General features: G+C 55.0%; 18 protein-coding genes. 8 read left to right on the top strand and 10 right to left on the bottom strand.

What is annotated here, in order from left to right; translation table 11 throughout:
- Positions 1-1,465, bottom strand: a 1,465-nt coding sequence (locus ACWVCN_RS11300) for a multinuclear nonheme iron-dependent oxidase (RefSeq protein ID WP_455245822.1), incomplete at its 3' end; no start/stop codon positions are given.
- Positions 1,466-1,639: 174 nt separating this feature from the next.
- Here ACWVCN_RS11300 and ACWVCN_RS11295 point away from each other — a divergent pair.
- From ACWVCN_RS11295 to ACWVCN_RS11280, 4 genes are all read left to right on the top strand, one after another.
- Positions 1,640-2,416 (top strand): CBS domain-containing protein, encoded by a 777-nt coding sequence (locus ACWVCN_RS11295; RefSeq protein WP_455245821.1) that lies wholly within the window; start codon positions 1,640-1,642, stop codon positions 2,414-2,416.
- 102 nt (positions 2,417-2,518) lie between these two features.
- Entirely contained in the window at positions 2,519-3,562 is a 1,044-nt protein-coding gene (locus ACWVCN_RS11290; RefSeq protein WP_455245820.1) for an LOG family protein, read from the top strand.
- Positions 3,563-3,627: 65 nt separating this feature from the next.
- A complete protein-coding gene (locus tag ACWVCN_RS11285; RefSeq protein WP_455245818.1) occupies positions 3,628-4,503 on the top strand; it encodes a hypothetical protein in 876 nt (291 codons plus the stop codon).
- A gap of 12 nt (positions 4,504-4,515) precedes the next feature.
- Positions 4,516-5,223, top strand: coding sequence for a rhomboid family intramembrane serine protease (locus ACWVCN_RS11280; protein ID WP_455245817.1), 708 nt, complete (start codon positions 4,516-4,518; stop codon positions 5,221-5,223).
- Between the two features lie 60 nt (positions 5,224-5,283).
- Here the strand turns inward: ACWVCN_RS11280 and ACWVCN_RS11275 are convergent, their stop codons facing one another.
- Complete coding sequence (locus tag ACWVCN_RS11275) at positions 5,284-6,456, bottom strand: 5-(carboxyamino)imidazole ribonucleotide synthase (RefSeq protein WP_455245815.1); 1,173 nt, start codon at positions 6,454-6,456, stop codon at positions 5,284-5,286.
- Positions 6,453-7,034: a 5-(carboxyamino)imidazole ribonucleotide mutase gene (gene purE, locus ACWVCN_RS11270; protein WP_455245813.1), complete on the bottom strand. Its 582-nt coding sequence runs from the start codon at positions 7,032-7,034 to the stop codon at positions 6,453-6,455. Before purE ends, ACWVCN_RS11275 begins: the two co-directional genes overlap by 4 nt.
- 182 nt (positions 7,035-7,216) lie before the next feature.
- Here purE and ACWVCN_RS11265 point away from each other — a divergent pair, with 182 nt between their 5' ends.
- The 4 genes from ACWVCN_RS11265 to ACWVCN_RS11250 all read left to right on the top strand — a co-directional run bounded on the left by ACWVCN_RS11265 (position 7,217) and on the right by ACWVCN_RS11250 (position 12,862).
- The gene (locus ACWVCN_RS11265) at positions 7,217-8,653 is read left to right on the top strand and encodes an HlyD family secretion protein (RefSeq protein WP_455245812.1); all 1,437 of its coding nucleotides are present in this window, start codon (positions 7,217-7,219) and stop codon (positions 8,651-8,653) included.
- A 131-nt stretch (positions 8,654-8,784) separates the two neighbouring features.
- Positions 8,785-10,269 carry a TolC family protein gene (locus ACWVCN_RS11260; RefSeq protein ID WP_455245810.1) on the top strand — a complete coding sequence of 495 codons (1,485 nt, stop codon included), beginning with the start codon at positions 8,785-8,787 and terminating at the stop codon, positions 10,267-10,269.
- Between the two features lie 136 nt (positions 10,270-10,405).
- On the top strand, positions 10,406-12,067 hold the full coding sequence (locus ACWVCN_RS11255) for an ATP-binding cassette domain-containing protein (RefSeq protein ID WP_455245809.1): 1,662 nt from the start codon (positions 10,406-10,408) through the stop codon (positions 12,065-12,067).
- A 9-nt stretch (positions 12,068-12,076) separates the two neighbouring features.
- Positions 12,077-12,862 (top strand): MCP four helix bundle domain-containing protein, encoded by a 786-nt coding sequence (locus ACWVCN_RS11250; RefSeq protein ID WP_455245808.1) that lies wholly within the window; start codon positions 12,077-12,079, stop codon positions 12,860-12,862.
- 11 nt (positions 12,863-12,873) lie between these two features.
- Here ACWVCN_RS11250 and ACWVCN_RS11245 read toward each other — a convergent pair whose 3' ends face one another.
- The 7 genes from ACWVCN_RS11245 to ACWVCN_RS11215 all read right to left on the bottom strand — a co-directional run bounded on the left by ACWVCN_RS11245 (position 12,874) and on the right by ACWVCN_RS11215 (position 18,897).
- Entirely contained in the window at positions 12,874-13,605 is a 732-nt protein-coding gene (locus ACWVCN_RS11245) for a pseudouridine synthase (protein WP_455245807.1), read from the bottom strand.
- Between the two features lie 13 nt (positions 13,606-13,618).
- On the bottom strand, positions 13,619-14,551 hold the full coding sequence (gene speB, locus ACWVCN_RS11240; RefSeq protein ID WP_455245805.1) for an agmatinase: 933 nt from the start codon (positions 14,549-14,551) through the stop codon (positions 13,619-13,621).
- A 62-nt stretch (positions 14,552-14,613) separates the two neighbouring features.
- Positions 14,614-15,183 (bottom strand): pyruvoyl-dependent arginine decarboxylase, encoded by a 570-nt coding sequence (locus ACWVCN_RS11235; RefSeq protein WP_455245804.1) that lies wholly within the window; start codon positions 15,181-15,183, stop codon positions 14,614-14,616.
- Between the two features lie 148 nt (positions 15,184-15,331).
- Positions 15,332-16,774, bottom strand: a complete 1,443-nt coding sequence (locus tag ACWVCN_RS11230; protein ID WP_455245802.1) for an aldehyde dehydrogenase family protein — start codon at positions 16,772-16,774, stop codon at positions 15,332-15,334.
- A 29-nt stretch (positions 16,775-16,803) separates the two neighbouring features.
- Positions 16,804-17,073 (bottom strand): hypothetical protein, encoded by a 270-nt coding sequence (locus tag ACWVCN_RS11225; RefSeq protein WP_455245801.1) that lies wholly within the window; start codon positions 17,071-17,073, stop codon positions 16,804-16,806.
- Between the two features lie 75 nt (positions 17,074-17,148).
- Positions 17,149-17,721, bottom strand: coding sequence for a DsbA family protein (locus ACWVCN_RS11220; protein WP_455245800.1), 573 nt, complete (start codon positions 17,719-17,721; stop codon positions 17,149-17,151).
- Positions 17,722-17,796: 75 nt separating this feature from the next.
- Positions 17,797-18,897, bottom strand: coding sequence for a deoxyhypusine synthase family protein (locus ACWVCN_RS11215; protein WP_455245799.1), 1,101 nt, complete (start codon positions 18,895-18,897; stop codon positions 17,797-17,799).
- Between the last annotated feature and the right edge of the window lie 1,160 nt (positions 18,898-20,057).

Raw genomic sequence — 20,057 nt, 5'->3', positions numbered from 1 at the left:
CACAGACCGCATCGTTCGCCTCCGCATAACCCAGCTGAAGTAATTGCGCTTCTTCTTTTGCCTTCGCCAAGAGTTGCGGAGCGCGAGCCGCAACAAAGCCGAGCACCCGATCGATCTTCAACAGGAAGAAATCATAAGGCCTCTCCAGCGCCTCAGCTGCGTGAAACCACCAGAACACGATGTCGTCGAGAGCGACTCCCTCCTTCCGCAAACCGGCACAGGTATCGGGAAACATTTCTGCAATGTCCCCTCCCCAGTGAAGAATTTCGTAAGGAAGATACTCGCGAATGTAACGGTCTAATCCTTTGGAGTCCCGCCGAACATCCTTCCACTCCGGTCCGACAGGGGGTATTTGTCCGGATACAACCTTGGCATACCGGCTATAGTCCTCCTGCAATCGTGTTCGGACGCTGTCCCCGCCCATCAACGGTTCCAGGGTGGACTCCTCGTACTTCTTATTCTCCAAACCCGTCACTTCATGCTGGCTTGTCGTCACCCGACGTATGGTCGCCCCAAAACGATCGCTCACATTTTCAAATTCCTTGATGATATTCCCGATCGGTTTCGTATCGACCTCCAAAGCCACCGCACGGAGACTGACGAGGTGTGGATGAGCCAAGACCTGTTCCAACATCGACAAAGAAACAGGTCGAATCGGCGCGGCATGGGCATCAAGCCATTCGGGCATCCCACCTTCTTCATCACGACCGGAGAGCGATTCATGACACGCCAGACCTGCCACATGAATTTCCACAACCCGCTCCAATGGAAACTCGTTGAGAAATCGCTCGACAAAGGCTTCAAGGGAGATTTCGTTCTTTGCCTGACTGTACCGATACACGCTCCAGAGGTGACCAATGTCGAGAACCAGGCCGCACTCGACCTGATCGGTCACGAACCGGAAGAATTGGGGGATCGAAATCGTCCCAGCCATGAAATAGGTCAACGGCGGCAGCTCCAACAGAAATAACGGACCGAATACATTTTCCGCCAAATCCGCCTGATCCAGTCTCTCTTGGACTAGCCGAATGTTGTCGGCCACGACCTTGGCACTCTCAACGGTATACAAGGGAGGCAGATACGTGCCGAAGGTATAGCCTGCCATTTGTTTGGTGGCACATTCGTGATTGAGCCACGGACTTCGAAGGATTGCGAGTTCTTCCGCAACGCCATCGAGTTCCTGTTCAAAAAATGACGTGGAGGCAAAGTTGGGTTGTGTCACCCATAACCCCTCTCCATGATATGGCAACGGCAGGGCCATATCCTGCGCCCGCACCGCTTGTAAGGCTTTCGGAGTGGCGCGGAAAATCTCCAAGTATGAGGGGTGATATGTGCGTCCTTCGAACGATCTGATGAGTTCGAACAAATCCGGTGAATACACATCAACCGACAGACCCAAGCCAAGCGCAGGAATACGTTCGAGACGATACATGAACCGATGTTCAACCGAGCGTGATTGCCCCACCGATGCCTCTTGTACTGGTAAAGAATTTGACCTAGTCTATTCTCGGAACTGTTTGTTTGACAAGGGTTCGGGCGCTCAGAGTGAGGATACCCCGTCTGCTATACTTGGCTTACACTGCGGGGAGAATGCCCTCACGAATCGTTGCAGAAAGGCGAGTCGGGAGAGGGATTGCCAATGCCGCAGCCAGATGATGTATCCCAGAATACCTTCCAGATCACACCAACGGTGGTAGCCCATATGATGACTCCGGGTGTCGTGCAAGTCCCAGGTGATGTATCCGTCAGCGAGGCAGCGTTGTTGCTCGAGCGGGAACATGCGTCTTGCCTCTTGGTCAAGGAGACAGACAGCACGTTTGGCCTTATGACTCCCAGTGACATCGTGAAGAAGGTGGTCGCTCAAGGGCTCGAACCCCACGAGATTGAAATACGCAGCATCATGAGCAGGCCGGTGCAGTTCATCGAATACGATGTCGCGCTGGAAGAAGCCTGCACGATGATGGTCGCAACAGGCGCTTCACTTCTGATCGTGACAAAGCAAAACCAGCCGGTCGGTGTTTTAAGCGCACAGGACCTGATGCTGACGCCGCGACCCCGTCACGCACAAATCCCCACCATCATGACGGTCGTCAACGAGGCAATCACCGAACATCAATCACACAATGCGATGATCGTACAGCTAAGCCATACCGGCGCGCGCGTTGAATCCGCCATGAAAATCGCCCGTAAAGCCCGAGTGATCTTGGCCTTTTCATTGCCCGGACATAACAACCCATTGACTGTCCGCGGGAGAGTGATGACGTGCGAGTTGCCGCAATCCAATCCTTCCCTGACAGCTCAACATGCATTCGCCATCGATATTCAGTTTTCGGAAGTGTCGAACCATGATCAGGCCCGCCTGAAAGCCTGGGCCTTGCAGGCACTGCCTCCCTCCTCGTCTCTTCCTTCAGCGTGAAGCACGTACTGCTTTGACCAATCAAATCGTGCCTGATAGAATTTTTTTGACCTTCAACAGGCTGGACCAAAGTCTCACTGAACAATAAAGATGGATGACCCTATGAAAGCAACCACGAACCGTCCCCGCTCAATGCCGACCAACGAGGAATTGTTGAACCAGATCAGGCTGCTATTGGAACGCCCCGATGATGATCTCCAAGCGAATTTGGCGAAAGAACTTCTTACCGGCCTGCTCAGGCTGCACGACGCGAACCTTGAAACGCTCGACCTGAAAATCATAAATCGCGCGGTCAAAGAATTGCGTCACGCGTTCAAGGTCTTTCACGATTATCGTGACAGAAAAAAAGTCAGCATCTTCGGATCCGCGCGCACCGCTTCCGACGATCCCAACTATAGGATCGCGTTTGAATTCGCCCAGCAAATAGTCCGCGAGGGTTTCATGGTCATTACGGGTGGCGCCGACGGCATCATGAGAGCCTCACAAGAAGGTGCCGGGCGGGAGAACAGTTTCGGAGTAAATATCTTATTGCCATTCGAGCAGGGCCCCAACACGACGATCGCGGACGATCCGAAACTGGTGACGTTCAAATATTTCTTTACCAGGAAACTGATTTTTCAAAAAGAAGCCGACGCGATCGCCCTTTTCCCGGGAGGTTTCGGCACTCATGACGAAGGATTTGAAATCTTGACCCTAGCCCAGACCGGCAAGAGCACACCTCAGCCGATCGTATGCCTCCAAGCCCCCGGATGTGACTATTGGGACGACTGGTGCGCGTTTGTCACGCGACAGCTTTTAAGGCGAAAACTGATTAATCCCGAAGACTTAAGTCTGTTTAAGATCACCTCCTCGGTCGAGGAGGCCGTCGACGAGATCCGAACGTTCTATCGTCGATTTCACTCCTTGCGGTACGTCGGCCCCCAACTGGCGATTCGTCTGAAAACGCGAATTCCCATCGAACAGGTCTCGGCCATCCACGAACAGTTTTCAGACCTCTTGCAGGACGGCACATTCGAACTTCGGGATGCACTGCCGGAAGAGTTAGACGAACCGGAACTGAAGGATTTTCCGCGACTCGTGTTTAACTCGAATCGACAAAGCGCCGCGCGGTTGCGCCAGTTGATCGACCATCTCAACCGTTTGTAACCCCTTGTAACCTCCGTTTTTGATGGGCTTTTGTCTTGACGGAGCACATGGTATGCTCCGAGCATATGGCCGGCTCTCACTCTCGACACCGTTTTTCCAAGCCACCCACCGTTGTCCTCTATCACGCGGAATGTGCTGATGGATTCGGCGCGGCCTGGGCCCTTTGGCGTCGATTCCCCGAGGCGAAGTTCATCCCCGTTAAACACGGGAACCCTCCGCCTCCGGACCTCAACGGTCAGGGCGTCGTGATCGTTGACTTCACCTATGGGCGCGACACGCTGGAAAAGATGGCCGGACAAACCAAGTCGCTGCAGGTGCTCGATCATCACATCACAGCCGAAAAAGCCCTTAGCGGATTACCCTATGCCTACTTCGACATGAAAAAATCCGGAGCGGTCCTTGCGTGGGAATGGGCGCACGATGATCCCGCTCCATGGATCCTGAACTATATTCAAGACAAAGACCTCTGGACCTGGGCCCTGCCGATGAGCCGGGAAGTCAACGCCGCAGTGGCTTCTTACCCTTTCGACTTTCAACTCTGGAATAGCTTCAAGCAGCACGAGCTGGAACAGGAAGGCCGTGCCATCTTGAGGTACGAGCATGAATTGGTGACGAAGCTCGCGGGCCAATCCGTGCTGGTGGAATTCCAAGACTCAACCGTCCCATCTGTTCAGAGCGCCATCCTGACCAGCCAAATCGGTGAACGCCTTTCAGCCGACGCACCATTTTGCATCATCTGGCATGACCGCGATGGGCGCCGCTATTTTAGTATGCGATCAAGACAAGACGGCACGGATGTCGGTGCTATCGCTGCATCATTTGGCGGAGGAGGGCATACCCATGCCGCTGGTTTTTCCGTTCCTCTCAACCCAGACGGATCGCTCCCGGAGAATCCCGCCCTCCCCCGCCCAGTCATTGATCGCCGGCGCAGCTCATCGTAAGCGAGAAGCTGCGTGATCCCCCTCCATGACGATAACCCAACGGAACGGACCCCCGTCGTCACTGTGGGACTGATCGCCGCCTGCGTCCTGGTTTTTTTCTATCAAACTTCTCTTCCCCCTCAATCCGAAGAAATCTTTGTCTATCAATACGGTGCCATCCCGGCCCTTGTATTCGGCCGGGCCGATCTCCCAGAGGCAATCGCGGTCGCCATTCCCCCGTACACAACCTTGCTCACGAGCATGTTTCTGCACGGCGGATGGATGCACTTGATCGGCAACATGCTGTACCTATGGGTATTCGGAAATAATATTGAAGATGTGATGGGACACGGACGGTACATATTCTTTTACCTTGCCTGCGGCATCTTGGCTACACTCAGTCACGCCCTGATCGATACCTCCTCTGCTATTCCTATGGTTGGAGCGAGCGGTGCGATTTCCGGAATCCTGGGAGCCTACATCCTGTTGTTTCCGCATGCCCACGTGCTGGTGCTTATGCCCGGCATCGGAATAATGAGAATCGCGGCCGGCATTGTTCTCGGCATGTGGTTCGTCATGCAGTTGCTGAGCGGCGGAATGAGTATAGGGAGCCAAGGGGGAGGGGTCGCTTTCTTCGCCCATATCGGTGGATTCGTCGCAGGAATGGCTCTGATCGGCTTCTTCAAACGCCCGGAGGTACCGTTCTTTTCACCAGACAGGATCAATCGTTGGGGCCGTTAATCGGGACCTCCGACATGATCAATATGCTGACCAGCACAGGGACAATGCCGAGAGCTGCGATCAGAGGGGTGCTTCACGGAGAAGAGAATTCCGAAATCGTACCGCGCGATCGTAAGCAACCCCTCGGTCATCGGCGAGAAAGGTCACGTGCCCCATCTTTCTCCTCGGACGAATCATGCGTTTTCCGTACAGATGCAGGTGTGTATCAGGGAGACTCAGCAACTTTCGGCAGTCCGGGTTGGTGTTGATCGTTTCGGCATCCATCCCGATAAGATTGACCATTGCAGCAGGACTCACAAGGCGAGCTTCCCCCAGCGGCATTCCGCATATTGCCCTGGCTTGCTGTTCGAATTGCGACACCGTGCAGGCATCCAACGTGTAGTGACCGGAGTTATGAGGGCGGGGAGCCACTTCATTAATGAGGAGTTCGCCACTCGGCGTCTCGAACAATTCCAAGCAGAATAGTCCTACCCCGTCCATCCGTTCCACGACGGATTGAGCTAGTAGTTCAGCCTGCCGCGCGACGCCCGGAGGAACGACAGCCGGCACCATCGTTGTTCGTAAAATGCCTTCTTCATGGGTATTCTCAACGAGTGGGTACGTGACAGACCTTCCATCAATCCCCCGCGCAACCAATATGGAAAGTTCGCGCTCGAAGGGCACGAAGGACTCTACGATCCACTCCATGCCTGGCTGCATTGATTGCTGCAGTGAACCTGCGATAGCGGCTCGATCAGAGTCACGTTCTATCCTCCACTGTCCTTTCCCGTCATACCCTGCCGTAGTCGTTTTGCAGACGACGGGAGGCCCAAGCTCGTCGATGACCGGACCTAACTGATCCGGATTTGACAATCTCTTGAAGCAAGGCACCGGGAAACCCTGTTCGGCAAGAAAACTCTTCTGGACAAGACGGTTCTGAATAATCCGCAAGACCGTACTCGATGGCCGCACCGGCCTCGTACGCTCAAGTTGTTCGCAGAGCTGCACCGGGACGTTCTCCCATTCATAGGTCACGACGCTTGCCAATCGAGTGAATTCTCCGACAGCATCGTGGTCAGCGAACGGTCTCGTAAATGAATGATCGGCCAGTCGATGGGCGGGAGCGTCTGCGTCCGGATCCCACACGGCAACTCGATATCCCAAGCGCACGGCCGCAGTTGCGAACATCGCGCCCAGCTGGCCTGCGCCCAGCACACCGAGAACTGATCCTGGTTCGATCGATGACGAGTTCACAACCGGCGGCGGGAATGAGACGAGAGCTGACCGGCTACGGTCCCTTTGGCCTCAGGAGATTGCAGGACCCGTTTGGTCTGGTTGCTGCGAAAAGCCTTTACGCGTGTTGCGATCGCCGGATAGCGGCCCGCAAGGATCTGCGCCGCGAGTAGGCCGGCATTTTCAGCACCACCGATGGCAACTGTCGCCACCGGGATGCCTCGCGGCATTTGGACGATCGAAAGTAGCGAATCGAGTCCGCGCAGGTTGTCCGTGGGAATTGGAACTCCGATTACCGGAAGATGGGTTTTCGCTGCCAACATACCGGGCAAATGAGCCGCACCTCCTGCCCCGGCGATAATGACCTCGACCCCGTGCCCGTGAGCCTGCTCCGCATAAGCAAACAGACGATCAGGCGTCCGATGAGCGGAGACGACGATGAGTTCGTTCGGAATTCCCAGTTCAGTCAGCACTGCCACGGCTTTTTCCAGAATCGGGAAATCGGATTTACTGCCCCCGAGCACACCGACCAAAGGACGAACCGTAGCGGTCCTTCGAATTGGTGTCGGCCTGTTCCCCTTCCTTATTAGACGCGCCATAATCTGTTCTCTCTAAACTCCTCGCGGATGGAGGTCACACATTAACGACTCTCAGGAAGCCGGTCAAGTTCGTAAGCACGCTACAACAGTCTGTTCTTTAAGAGAAATTGACCCGTCAGGCTATTTTCCCATATGATGAAGCACTAAGAAGCCCGACGAACCACAACTCGAAGGGGACAACTTTGGCGCGTTCACGTGAAAGCCTGCGCAAGAAAGTCCAATCGCTCGTTCAACAACCCTCGGGGTTGGACGAAATTGCCGTGGACGATCTCGCGGCCTCTCGCAAGATCCAGGCATGGGAGGCGGTCCAGATTCCGGAACGCCTGAGATTCTCCTCGAAGCTCGCCATCGGATTGGTCGCGCTCTTTCTTCTCATTATCGCCTTTGTCCCCTGGACACAAACAATTACTGTCACCGGTCAATTGTCCGCCTATACACCCTACGAACGGCCACAGGACATCGAGGCTCAGATCACAGGCCGGATTAAAAAATGGCACATTTTTGAAGGTGTGCGCGTCAAGGAGGGTGATCTGATCGTCGAATTGGACGACTACGACCCGAACTTCATGTCTCCCGATCTGCTTTCTCTCCTCGAACAGAGGAAGAAGGCTTTAACGGAAACGCGCCAAGCTGCGCTCGGACGTGCGGAGCAGTTGGACAAGCGGATCAAGGAAATGCAGAACCTTGTTAAAGCCGCCGTGCCATCTGCGCAAGCCCGTGTGGTTGAGGCGGAAAGTAAGGTCCGCGAAGCGTACCAGAAGGTGGAGGCGGCCAAAATAGCCGTCTCAACCGCTGAGTTGAACGTCGACCGCCATAAGCAACTGGCGGAGCAGGGCCTCGTGTCACAGCGAGAATTGGAAGTAGCCATTCAGGGAGCCATCGCCACAAAAGCCGAGTTGACTGGTGCACAAGCCAACCTCCGTGCAGCGGAGCAAGCTATGAAAGCCCTGAGTTTCGGGCGCGAGCAGGTCAGTGCTGAAGTGTTACAGCGGCTGCTAGATGCCGAAGCAGCTCGCGATGCATCAATCGGTGAAGCCGCTAAGGCCACGGATCAGTTAGCCGACATTTCCCTGCGACTGTCCAACGCTGAGCATCGCCGTATGGCCAGTCGTATCCTGTCACCCATCGATGGCACCGTCGTAAGGATGGCCGAAACCGGTGTAGGCGAAACCGTTCGCCCTGGTGATAAACTCATCAGAATCTCACCGGCCAGCGCAGACAAAGCTATCGAAATGACCGCTGACGGCATAGATGCTCCGCTGTTGAACGTCGGCCGGAAGGTCAAGCTATTGTTCTACGGTATACCCGCCATACCGCTGCCTGCCTGGCCAGAATTGATGGCGGGAACTTACGTCGGCGTAATCAAAGTCATTGATCAGGTCGACGACGGGAAGGGAAATTTCAGATTTTGGGTCGTTCCGGATCCAGAAGGGAAACCCTGGCCTCCTCAAGAACATGTACGCCAAGGCACCAAAGTCATGGGGTGGGTCATACTGAACCGCGTCCCGCTCTGGTACGAGCTCTGGCGACGGTTCAATCTCTTCCCGCCGGATTATCAAGAACGCCCCCCGAGCCTCATCGATACGCTTCTACCGAAAGCAGGACGAGGTGCAAAATAAGCCTGCGACCGGCCCGTTTAGATCGTTTTCGCCTTACTCGCGCCCATTCAATCTTAAACAACTCGATGCCGCTTCGGCATAACCCGCGACAGCAAGCGACTGCCCGTTCTTCGAAGAAAGGAGTTTACCTCATGCGCCATCTATGGTTTTTTGCGACGATCTTCCTCGTGACCGTCTTTGCAGTGGCACCCTCCACAACGTCAGCCGGTGATCCGCCGAAGACAAAAGTCCTCCCCCCTATCCCTCTCAGTCTGGAAGAAATTCTTGCCTGGATCGACCGCTCCCATCCATTGTTGAAGGGGGCTGGCACAGAGAAGGTGATGGCGAGGGGCAAGATGTTAAAAGCATTAGGAGCTTTCGAGCCGACACTGATTAATGACACCGAAATTGAACGTTTCATTTCTAGTTCGAATCCAGGTAAAGGCACCCAGACCGCCGGGTTTAACGATACGTTGATAGAGGCCCGACACCCCTGGGGTTTCCGATACGGTGCCGGTGTTCGTCAGGCGATCGGTGACGCAACCATTCCCGATCTTTCCTTCGGCAACGGCAATCAGCAGGTGCTCCTCGGGGGATTCTTCCCTCTCTTACGCGGCCTCATGGTCAATCCGGAAAATGCCGAGTTGAAACGTTCGGAGCTAGCAGACCCGCGGGCCGACATTCGCATTGCACAAACCCGTCAGGATCTCTACCTGGCAGCGGCCACCCAGTTTTGGGATTGGGTCGCCGCCGTCAAGTTCACCGAGGTGCAACGAAAAGCTGTCGCCGTCGCAGAAGACCGCTATAAACAGGTGGAGGGCCGGGCGAAGGCAGGAGCCGCAGCCCCTCTCGACGTCGTCGAAGCGAATCAAGAAGTGCAACGTCGACGAGAAGTCGCGATCGCGGCTCAACGGCTCGTCGAACAGGAGCAATTAAAGCTCTCGATGTTCCTGTGGGAGAACAGCACGCCAACGGTTCCTCCGGTGGAGCGCGCCCCTGAATTTCCTTCTCAAACGCTCGTCTTAACTCCTGAAACCATCCAGGCCCACAAGCTGCAAGCGAGATCCGAGCGTCCGGAAGTAAAGGAGATCGGCGTGGAAGCCAAGCTCAACGATATCGATCTGGAGTTGGCCAAGAACAATCTGCTCCCGAGCCTCGACGCCGAAGCGGCGCCGGCCCGTTCACCGGAAAAATTCGTCTTGGGGCTTGGCTACCGATTCGGTGTGGAACTGAAAGTTCCCATTTTCCAACGCAGGAGCCGAGGAGAGGTCTTGGAGGCTCAGAGCAAGGCGGACCGATTCGTCTTAACTCAGAAATTCCGCGAGCAACAAGTCGTCGTCGACGTGGACAATGCCCTCTCAGCCGTCGAACGGGCCAAAGAACGCATTGCCGCAGCAATCCAATCCCTCAAGCTCGCCAAGACATTGGAGGAGGGAGAGCGTTTCCGCTTCAGCCTGGGTGCAACCAGTGTCCTCTTTGTCAATTTGCGTGAGCGGAATACGGTGGATTCCGAGGGTCAGGTGATTCGCGCAAAAGCGGACTATCAAAAAGCTCTTGCGCTTTATCAATGGGCCATCGGAGCCTGGGGGAAATCTACGCCTTCGGCTGTTCCGGTTACGTATCATGCACGTGACTGAGGCAGGAAGCTGTGGCTTTTTCCCCTTTTATTTGTTAGCGTTAGCTGTCTTATACGACCTTCCATCTCTGGAAGGTGATTTATGATGCAGCCGGTGTAATCTGGTAAAACCGCCTGAAGGAAAAGGCAGGGGTTCCGTGCAACACCACGTGGACGGTCGACCGAACCTGTTCCAATCCGTGCTGGGATATATCGGGTTACTCTTTCGTCTCGAACATCGCGTTCTCGCCCTGATCATTTCCTACTCGCTGGCCATCGGGCTATTCTCCTTGATCGTGCCCTTAACGGTCCAGGAATTGACCAACACGTTTGCCTTCTCCATCCAGCCGGTTACCATCGTGACCTTATCCGGCGTGATGCTCGTAGGCCTCCTGCTCGTCGGAGCCTTCCGTACCATGCAGTACTATGCGGTCGAGGTGCTCGAGCGTCGCCTCTTCGCTCGTGTCACCATCGGCATGGCGCAGCAGATTCCCCAGTTGCAATACCTCGGGTTCAGACCCCGTTACGCCAACCATTTCATGGAAACAGTTTTCATGCAGCGGGCCCTCTCGCTGCTTCTCGTTGACTTGATCAACGTCGTCGTCGGCGGGGCCGTTGGCATGACGATCCTGGTCTTCTACCATCCCTATTTCCTCCTCTACAATGCGGTCCTTTTTGCCGGATTCAACGTCGTCTTTCTTTTGTCGTATGGCGGCCTCAAAGCCACGATCAACATGTCTCACGCCAAATACGACACGCTCCACTGGATACAGGAGATCTCTTACAACTTATTGCATTTCAAAGCGACAGACAGCCAGGCGGTTTTGATGCATCGGACTGACGACTTGGTCGGAAAGTATATCGAAACCAGGCAGACACGATTCGGCATTTTGGTTCGGCAATACTTAGGTTCTGTTGTCTGGCAGGCCATAGCTCACGGCGGGCTGATCGCAACGGCCGCCTGGCTGCTCTCGGTCGGTCAGTTGACGCTCGGGCAACTCGTCGCGGCCGAAGTGGTTGTAGGAGGATTATTGGCGAGCTTCGACGGTGTTATCAAGCGGATGGGGCACATCTTCTATTTCATGAATGGATTGACTGAACTGGACACCTTTTTCTCCCTTCCCAAAGAACAACGCTCTGCTGAGCTCTCCGTGCCGCTTCCTGACCCTGCCATCCACGGCATCCGCATCACCTGCAAGGATCTCACCGTTACACACCAAGACATGCCTCCGATCTTCGAGCACTTTAATCTGGAAGTGACGCCAGGAGAAAAGATCGGCATCTACGCGAGCACGACGGCCGCGAAGACGGCACTGGCCAGGATTTTGGCAGGACTGGAATCTCCGACGAGCGGCGTTATTCAATACAACGGCGTCGACCTCCGCCACATCGAACTGGACACCATCAATCGCTTCCGTGGCTTCATGATCGATTCCCAACTGACTTTGTTTGAAGGCACGATTGAGGACAACATCGTTCTTGGACGGTCGTATATTCCCTATAGTGATATCCGTTGGGCCCTACGGTTCGTCGAAATGGAAGACGACGTGGACGCGCTGCCACAAGGACTCAAAACGCAGGTCCGTGCCCCTGGGAAAATCTTTGCCCCTACGCATATCATGCGCATCCTACTGGCGCGAGCCATCCTCAGCCGGCCACAAGTTCTGATCTTCGACGGGATTATGCATAATCTGCAGCCGTCGCTCCGGGAAACACTACTGCGCCGGCTCTGTTCGAAAGACGAGCCTTGGTCGGTCGTTTTCGTGTCGAATGACCCGAATCTGACTCCGCACGTGGACCGACGTTTGATCTTGGAATAAGAGGGCATCATGTTTCTTTTTCGGTGGCTGAGATCGATCCGGCCTACCGGGTCTCAATTGTTGGTGAGCCTGCTAATCGCGGGACTCGGATGGATGAGCGCACAAGCTTTGAGCCGCGTGGACCGCGATCTGCGCCTCATGTACACAGAATATACGCTCGGGGCGGCAGACCTTGCGCACATCTCGGCTGATATGATGCGGTATCGGAACACCATCATCCGAGCGCTGGAGGCCCGTAGCCAGAAAGATTATGAGCGCATCACCGAATCCTTGCCGGCACTCCGAGCTAGGATTCAACTGGCCGTTGATCGTTATGCGGCAGCGGGTCTACGGGTTTCTCAAAGCGGCCGCAGTGAACCGGAAGACATCGAAGCCGTGCGGCGCAGTCTCGACCAATATTTCTCCGTGGCCAGCACGACTATCCAAATGCTCACTGCAGAATGGAATGCTTCATCGCAAGCAGAGCGGGAACGCCTTCGCCGGAAAGCAGAAGAACATGCCGCTGACAACGCCGGCCCTAAGATGATCCAAGTCAGTTTGGCACTGGACCGGCTCTTGGACACCGTGGCGGAAGTGGCGAAAGACATGAAAGAGGAAGGGACGAAGGCGATCCAGACAACGAGCCTCATGTTGGTGGGAGGCAGTTTCGTGATCGCGCTGCTCAATTTGGTAATCGGTAGACCCCGACGGTCCGACGGTCGCGACTCCGAACCAGAAGAGTCTTCTCCGGAGGTCCATACCAGTATGCCGATTACCCGTTCGGGAAACCGCCGCGATCCAGCCAAAGCTTCTTAAGTATCATCGCATCACTCTGCACATTTCGAACCATTAGGTTCGCGCCCGATGGTATGGAACAGTTCGGCCCTCTCATCCCTCGTAAGCGACTTCCAGGAACCGGCAGGAAGTCCTGCCAACGTCACGTGCATGATGCGGATTCGATGGAGCGCGACCACTCGGTAGCCGAGCGTTTGACACATGCGTCGTATTTGACGGTTTCGGCCTTCCGTCAAGATGATGCGGAACCGCTTTGGTGAGAGTCGCATTGTCCGGCACGGCTTTGTTCGAGCCCCTAAGATGACGACTCCTGAAGCCATTCGTCCAAGGAATACCTCATCGTAGGGACGATCCAGCGTAACCTCGTATTCCCGCTCATGGCCGTACTCGGTACGTAGAATCTCGTTGACGATATCGCCGTCGTTGGTCAAGAGAATGAGACCGGAAGAGTCTTTGTCGAGCCGCCCGATCGGGAAGATTCGCTCGCTGTGGCCGATTTCCGCAATGATGTTACGGGGGATGTGCGCTTCACTCGTAGTCGTAACCCCTACCGGCTTGTGGTACTTAATGTAAATGGGTTCATTGCCCCAGGGTATGATCTGTCCATCGCGCGCAATGACGTCGCCGGGGCTAACTTGGTCGCCGATTTTTGCGATGCGCTCGTTAATGGTCACACGTCCGGATTCGACGAGCCGATCAGCCTCCCGCCGCGAGCAAATACCCTGTTGGGTAAAAAATTTATTAATGCGGATCGTGTCAGCCACGAGAGCGGTGGGTTCAGTGGACCTTGCGGCCGGCTCGAATACGCCCGAGCATGCGATAGATCAAGCGGGCAACGCAAAACTGAGGAGCCACGAAGCCTTCAATAGGCGTAATTTCGCTGATATCCAACCCAAGAATGCCGGGACCGTTGGCCAATGCGGTAACCAGATTCAACGTGTCGTACCAGCCAAGCCCTCCGGGTTCCGGCGTCCCTAATGCAGGCACCAGCGAGGCATCGAGACCGTCGCAATCGAACGTTAGGTAAACCGGCCCGCGGCAGGCTTTGACCACGTCAGGAATCCAGCGTGCAGCTTTCCCTTCGTAAGGACCGGCTGGATTGAGTATCTGGTCGGCAAAAAACGTCGAAATTTGATCGCTGCTCTTGAGACGCTCGATTTCTTCGGGACAGATCGAGCGGATGCCTACCTGCACCAGCGGCAACCCTTCGTCCACGACCCGAGCCATGACACTCGCGTGGCTGTACGGATTCCCTTGATAGGCATGGCGGAGATCACCGTGAGCATCGATCTGGACTACACACAGATCGGGAAAACGCTTGGCATGGGCCCTGATCGCTCCCAATGCTCCCGTATGCTCTCCGGTCAATGTCACAACAAGCCGACCGGTCCCCACGTGAGGCTGGACAAATTGCTCTATCGCCTCCACCGCCTGCTGGTCGACCTTGCCCTTCAAATCGAGCGTCGTAGCCGTCGCAATGCCTCCCCACTCGCGGAATGGTTCACACTGTAGTCCTTCATCATAGAACTCAACTTGCTGGGAGGCTTCAATGATCGCGGACGGGCCTTGATCCGATCCTGGCACGTAGCTGGACGTGTATTCATAGGGTGCGGGCAAGACATATACACCTGCCTGGTTTGGGTGACACCAGGGTTCGTCCAAGCCAAGAAAGTTATGTTGGGAACCTTCCCAACCGGCGGGAAGTGTCATGGGATGAGCTCAAGCAACAGCTGAACCAGAGGCACGTGCCCCCTCAATCCTGCAAAGTTGCGTCAGCGGCGGCCTCGTTTCGGAAGATTCTCATGCGGGATAAACACTGCCAAGGCGACGACAGTTGTCCATTTGCCTGGCTTCCCGATGGCAGATTGCGTGATGTTTAGGGTGCGGACGATCTTGCCACCCATTTTAAACACCTGCTCCCGTTCCTTCCAGGCACTGTTCGGATCGAACGCAACACCCAGCGTCGTGGCCAACATCTGCGCCGCCAGATCTTCGGTGTATTCACCGGTCTCCTCGTCCGTCTCGCCATGGGCGTGATGTTCCGACAAATAACCATACGTACGACGGTCTGTTGGAATGGCCAGCCCGATTGAGGCCGACACCAACCGATTGCGTTCGTTAGTTTCCGAACGAGCCATCACACAATGCGTGATCTCACCGGGGTTGAGTAGCTTTTCGCCTCGACTGCGCGGAATGATCTTGCAATTAGGCGGCAGAATCGAAGAGACGCTGACAAGGTTGCAGTAGGCCACACCGGCGCTTCGCAACGCCTGCTCGAACGAGGCCAGCTTTTCCCGATGCACTCCAACGCCTCTGGTCAGAAACATGTGCGAAGGTACCATCGTCTCGTCTCCCTTGCTTCGTTCGACTACCTTATCGCGGTGAATGTCTAACGCACGAATTCAGTACGAGCAGTGCGTCGGGTCGGGCACAAGGTCGCTGTTGTACCAAGATTGAATTCGGTTCGCAATATCCTGGCTCTGTTTTTTGTTATGGAGCAGTCGTTGGCGGCCTCAGGTTCATAACGAGCAGCCTCGGTTCGGTCATGTCCTCGATAGCAGCCCGCACCCCTTCGCGGCCGATCCCGGAGTCTTTCACGCCTCCATAAGGCATGTGGTCGGCACGGAATGTGGGGATTTCGTTAGCGAGAACAGCTCCGACTTCCAAGTTTCGGAACGCATGGAAGACCTTGTCCACATCCTGGGTGAACACACCGGCCTGCAAACCATAGTCCGATTGGTTCAATGCGGCAATGGCTTCATCGAACTGGCGGTAGGGCGTCACGGTGACGACCGGCCCGAAGACCTCCTGGCACGATACCCTCATGTCAGGCGTGACGTGTGACAACACGGTCGCGTCCACCACCGATCCCATACGTTTGCCGCCCAGTAGGACGCGCGCCCCTTGCAATACCGCCTCCCCGATCCACTCCTCGACACGCTGCGCTGCCTTTTGATCGATCAATGGCCCTATGACCACAGATTCGTCGCCGGGATCGCCAGCCTTCAATCGAGCTACCTGCAACATCAGCTTTGTCGTAAACAAATCGGCAATAGAATGGTGCGCAAAAAGCCGCTGGACTGAGATACAGGTCTGGCCGGCGTAGCCGAACCCACCGACAGCGCAACGCTGAGCCGCTAAGTCCAAATCAGCATCCGGTTCGATGATGACGCCCGCATTGCCCCCAAGCTCCAACACAACCTTCTTCTTCCCGCACTTTGCCTTCAACATCCACCCCACGGCCGCGCTGCCGGTGAAACTCAGAAGAGTAAAACGCGGGTCGACGACCAACTGCTCGGCTACGGTATTGTCGCAAGGCACCACATTAAGGCCCCCTGGAGGCAACCCCGCTTCCATGGCAATTTCCCCCAAGAGAAGTGCCGTGAGCGGTGTCTGCGGAGCCGGCTTAATAAGGATGGGATTCCCCGCCGCCAAGGCCGGGGCCACCTTATGTGCTACCAGGTTGAGCGGGAAATTAAACGGCGTAATGCCAAGGACAGGACCGATGGGAAACCGCCGCATGATGCCGAGATGAGAATCCGTACCAGGCATCCAATCGAGTGGGATGACCTCGCCCGGTATACGTTTCGCCTCCTCGGCGGCCACCGTGAAGGTCTGTACGGCTCTCGTCACTTCGCGTTTTGCATCCGTGATCGGCTTTCCAGCCTCGGCCGTGATTAATTTGGCAATCTCCTCTCGTCGGTCATAGAGTGCCCCGGCGATTCGTTGCAACAAGTAATATCTGGCATGGGAGGGGAGGGCCCCCATCGGCTTGGCCGCATCAACCGTGGACTGGATCGCCGCTTCCGCGTCTGTGCTATTGGCCTGGGCTACTTCGGCCAGGACTTTCCCGGTGAAGGGATCATGGACAGGAGCGACGGCATCGCTTTGCCGCCACTGGCCTCCAATAAGAAATGGACGTGTTCCCTGCAAGGAGACGCTCCATTGATTTGGCAGAGATCCTAGGATGCGGACTCGACAGAGGTTGCGGGAGTCGGTTCATTGTCGGCCGCCTGTCGTGCAGCATGGGCCTTGGCAATCAAATCCTCAGTCCCCCAATCCGTGATTGCCTCGATTGTAAAGGCCTCGTAAGTCGAGACCCCGTGACAGGTCGGACAATCCGGCATTGGGACCTTGCGGTAATACACTTCCGAGAGACAAGACATACAGACATGGAAAGCCGGCTCTCCCTCTCGGGTCTGTACCGGCCAAAATGATTGAGCGTCAGGCATAACGATAACCCTTCCTGCAAGAGATGGCGTCACGATGAACAATGAGTCTGGTTTTTCCGTCCAGCATCATCAACATTAAGACCCTGATACTTTCGACAACATCCGGTCGATCTCTTCGGCAAACGCATCGAAGGGGAAGGCACCAGGAATCGCAACAGCGGGGTCCTTTTCCGTTGGCTCACTTGCAGTCTGCAAGAGAATGAAGCCGGGTGTCCCGTGAAATCCCCAACGATTTGCCTCAAGTCGATCGGCAAATATCGATTCCAGATGTTGGCGCTCGTCGAAACATTTTGAGAATGCCGTCGAATCCAGACCGATAGACTTCGCAAACCCTTTAAATGAACCGGACTCCAAACGGCGGCCTTCGCTGAAGAGGCGATCGTGCATGGCCCAATACTTCCCCTGCGCCCCGGCACAGCGTGCTGCCACCGCCGCATCGACGCCGACACCTCGATCGGCTCTGGGATAATCGCGATAGACAAACTTCACTTTTCCTGTGTCGATGTATTTAGCCTGTAACAGAGGTAACGTCTCCTTGAAAAATTTCAGACAAAAACCACAGGTAAAATCCGAGTATTCAATTAACGTAATCGGCGCGTCGAGTCGTCCCCTGATCCTGCCATCATCCGTAATTGTCCCGGCACCCACTCCTCCCGCCTGCCATAATGCAAGGCTGAGCAGTAAGAGTCCGGTCCGACACATTTTTGAATATGACATCATGCCTTAAGCCGAGCGTTTGGCTTTCATCCGCTCTAACAAACCGACCATCAACAGCGGCCAGACGACCGTCGCATCGCTGAGAATCTCGGCAAACCGACCACCTTCCTGAGGTGGCACGAATTTCCCCCACGAGATCCCTTCCTGATACGTGCAGCCGCTCAACCCACCCCAATAGTCAGGCTCCGGACATATTCGAACGCCGTATTGGAAGCGCGGAGGACGGACCTTGAGGCCCAATCGCATATTACTGATCTCGATGTAGGGCCCCACTTGCTGCGCCCAATTGCGAGGGACCCCCCCTCCGATCGTTAAAATGCCGAGCCGTTTGGCCGACACAACCACATTCGTATAGCTGTTCAGGTCCTGATAGGGGTTGAAGGAGGGGTATGACTGATTGATCTTGCGAAGAATTTCAAGATCACTGCTGCCCTTGGCCTGCGCCCTGGCATGATCGATGACTTTCCCCATCGCCCACGTTCCAACGTCAAGCCCCATTTCAGAATCAGTAAAGGCAGGTATGAAGACAGGAACCTTCTTGAGGTACGCGCTCTTCAGAATACCGGACCCTTCGAATTCTTCCGCAAGCGTCTTTCCAAGCTCTCTCGTCAGCACTTCCGAAGACAGCGGCAAATCTTGGTTGATCCGTTTCATCGTCCTGGCAACGACATGCTCGACATAGTTGAGATTAGCTTCCATCTCCAACGTGTCATAGACCCGGTTGTAACCCTTCTTGAACAGCTCCTCATCCGACATCGTAGGACGATGCCGATAGTGTGTCTTTCCGACTGATTCGCTCAAACCATGGGCGATCAGGGCACCTGTGGATACCACACACTGCACCATACCTCGATCGATCATCGTGCTGATGATCTTCCCCATCTTAGCGATGGTCATAGCTCCCGAGAGCGTTAGTACGATCGAACAGTCAGGATCGTCGATCATCGCCGAAAGCACTTCATAAGCCTCGCCCACGCGACGTCCCCCGAAGGCAGTCTTTCGCATAGCAACCAGCAGCTCATCGAACGAGCCGATTTTTTCAGGATCTAGAGGCTCGAGAGCTTCGAGTCCATCCTGCGTGCCATCCCTGAATTCGCGTGCTCCCATACGAAGATAAACAACCTTCCTGCCAGTGAAATGAAAGTCCGTGGAAGAGATTCCCTTATACACAACCAACGACAGAGGCGTCAACGAAAGAGACGGCCCCGCGAAGCACGAAACAGGTCATCAGCTTGTTGCGTGTGGGCGTTAGGAAAAGAGGCGACTTAAATGGGCTTTGAAAAGAGAAAGTATCCAGGGAGAATTCTTAAGAATGGGTTGATACAAGCGGTTCGTACTTACGACCACTCGAATAAAGAATCGTGATAAAGAGATCAAAAAAGAATACACCCAGGCCGATAATTCAAGTGGTCATGAAGCGGCATCCGCCGACGGGACAGTGATTCAGTTGCAGGCTGATTTTTGCTCGGCAACGTCGGGGTACGGGTAAACGGAGACCTAGGAAGAATACGAGTAAAGCAAATGATTCACCGGATCTATGTTTCAAGTCGCGAAAGGAGAAGTACGGCTTATAGTCGGGGTCAGGAGCAGGAAGCACCGCTGGAGGGTTACGCCACCGACTCTCTAATCACTAACACGATGTTAAGGCGCCGAATCGCATCAAATTCGCCATTAATACCTCACACAACTGGGGTGTCTCCGTGTACGCCAACTGGAAGAAAAACGCACGGCACGAGCTAGAGATAGCACAACGGCGGAAGGAAGTGGCTAGCGGATCACCGCCCCGGGCGGCTCTTGCCACGCAAGCTCACTGTGGTGGTCCCAACGGGATTCGAACCCGTGTCTGAATCCGACTACGACTTCGCCCTTTTTTATTGCACGGTTCGCAGACTTTATCCCACTTATTCACAGGTAGGACTAAAACATTGGGCTTTCGATTGCGTGGAGATTCTAAGAAAGCAGCAAACAAACCGCAGGTCGATGTCATGAATTTATGAGGTTGGGAACATTTGATGTGCTTTTGTTACTATGCCCGATATTTTTGGAGTGGGATAGGCCGTGACGCTTACGAGTGCGTGGTGGGAGTTGTGGACTGAAAGGAACCTACGCCCGGGGAATCGTGCGCGCTATCATATTTTGGATTGAATGTGACAGGCTAACCTCACACCGTCTTCAGAAACTGCCGCAGACGTTCTCGTTCTAGCGGATCGATTGCGACGAATTCCAACCCAAAACGGTTTCCGTCCACACGGCGAACTTTTGCCATT

The organism is Petrachloros mirabilis, assembly GCF_975968855.1.
This window is presented reverse-complemented; position numbering and strand designations above follow the sequence as displayed.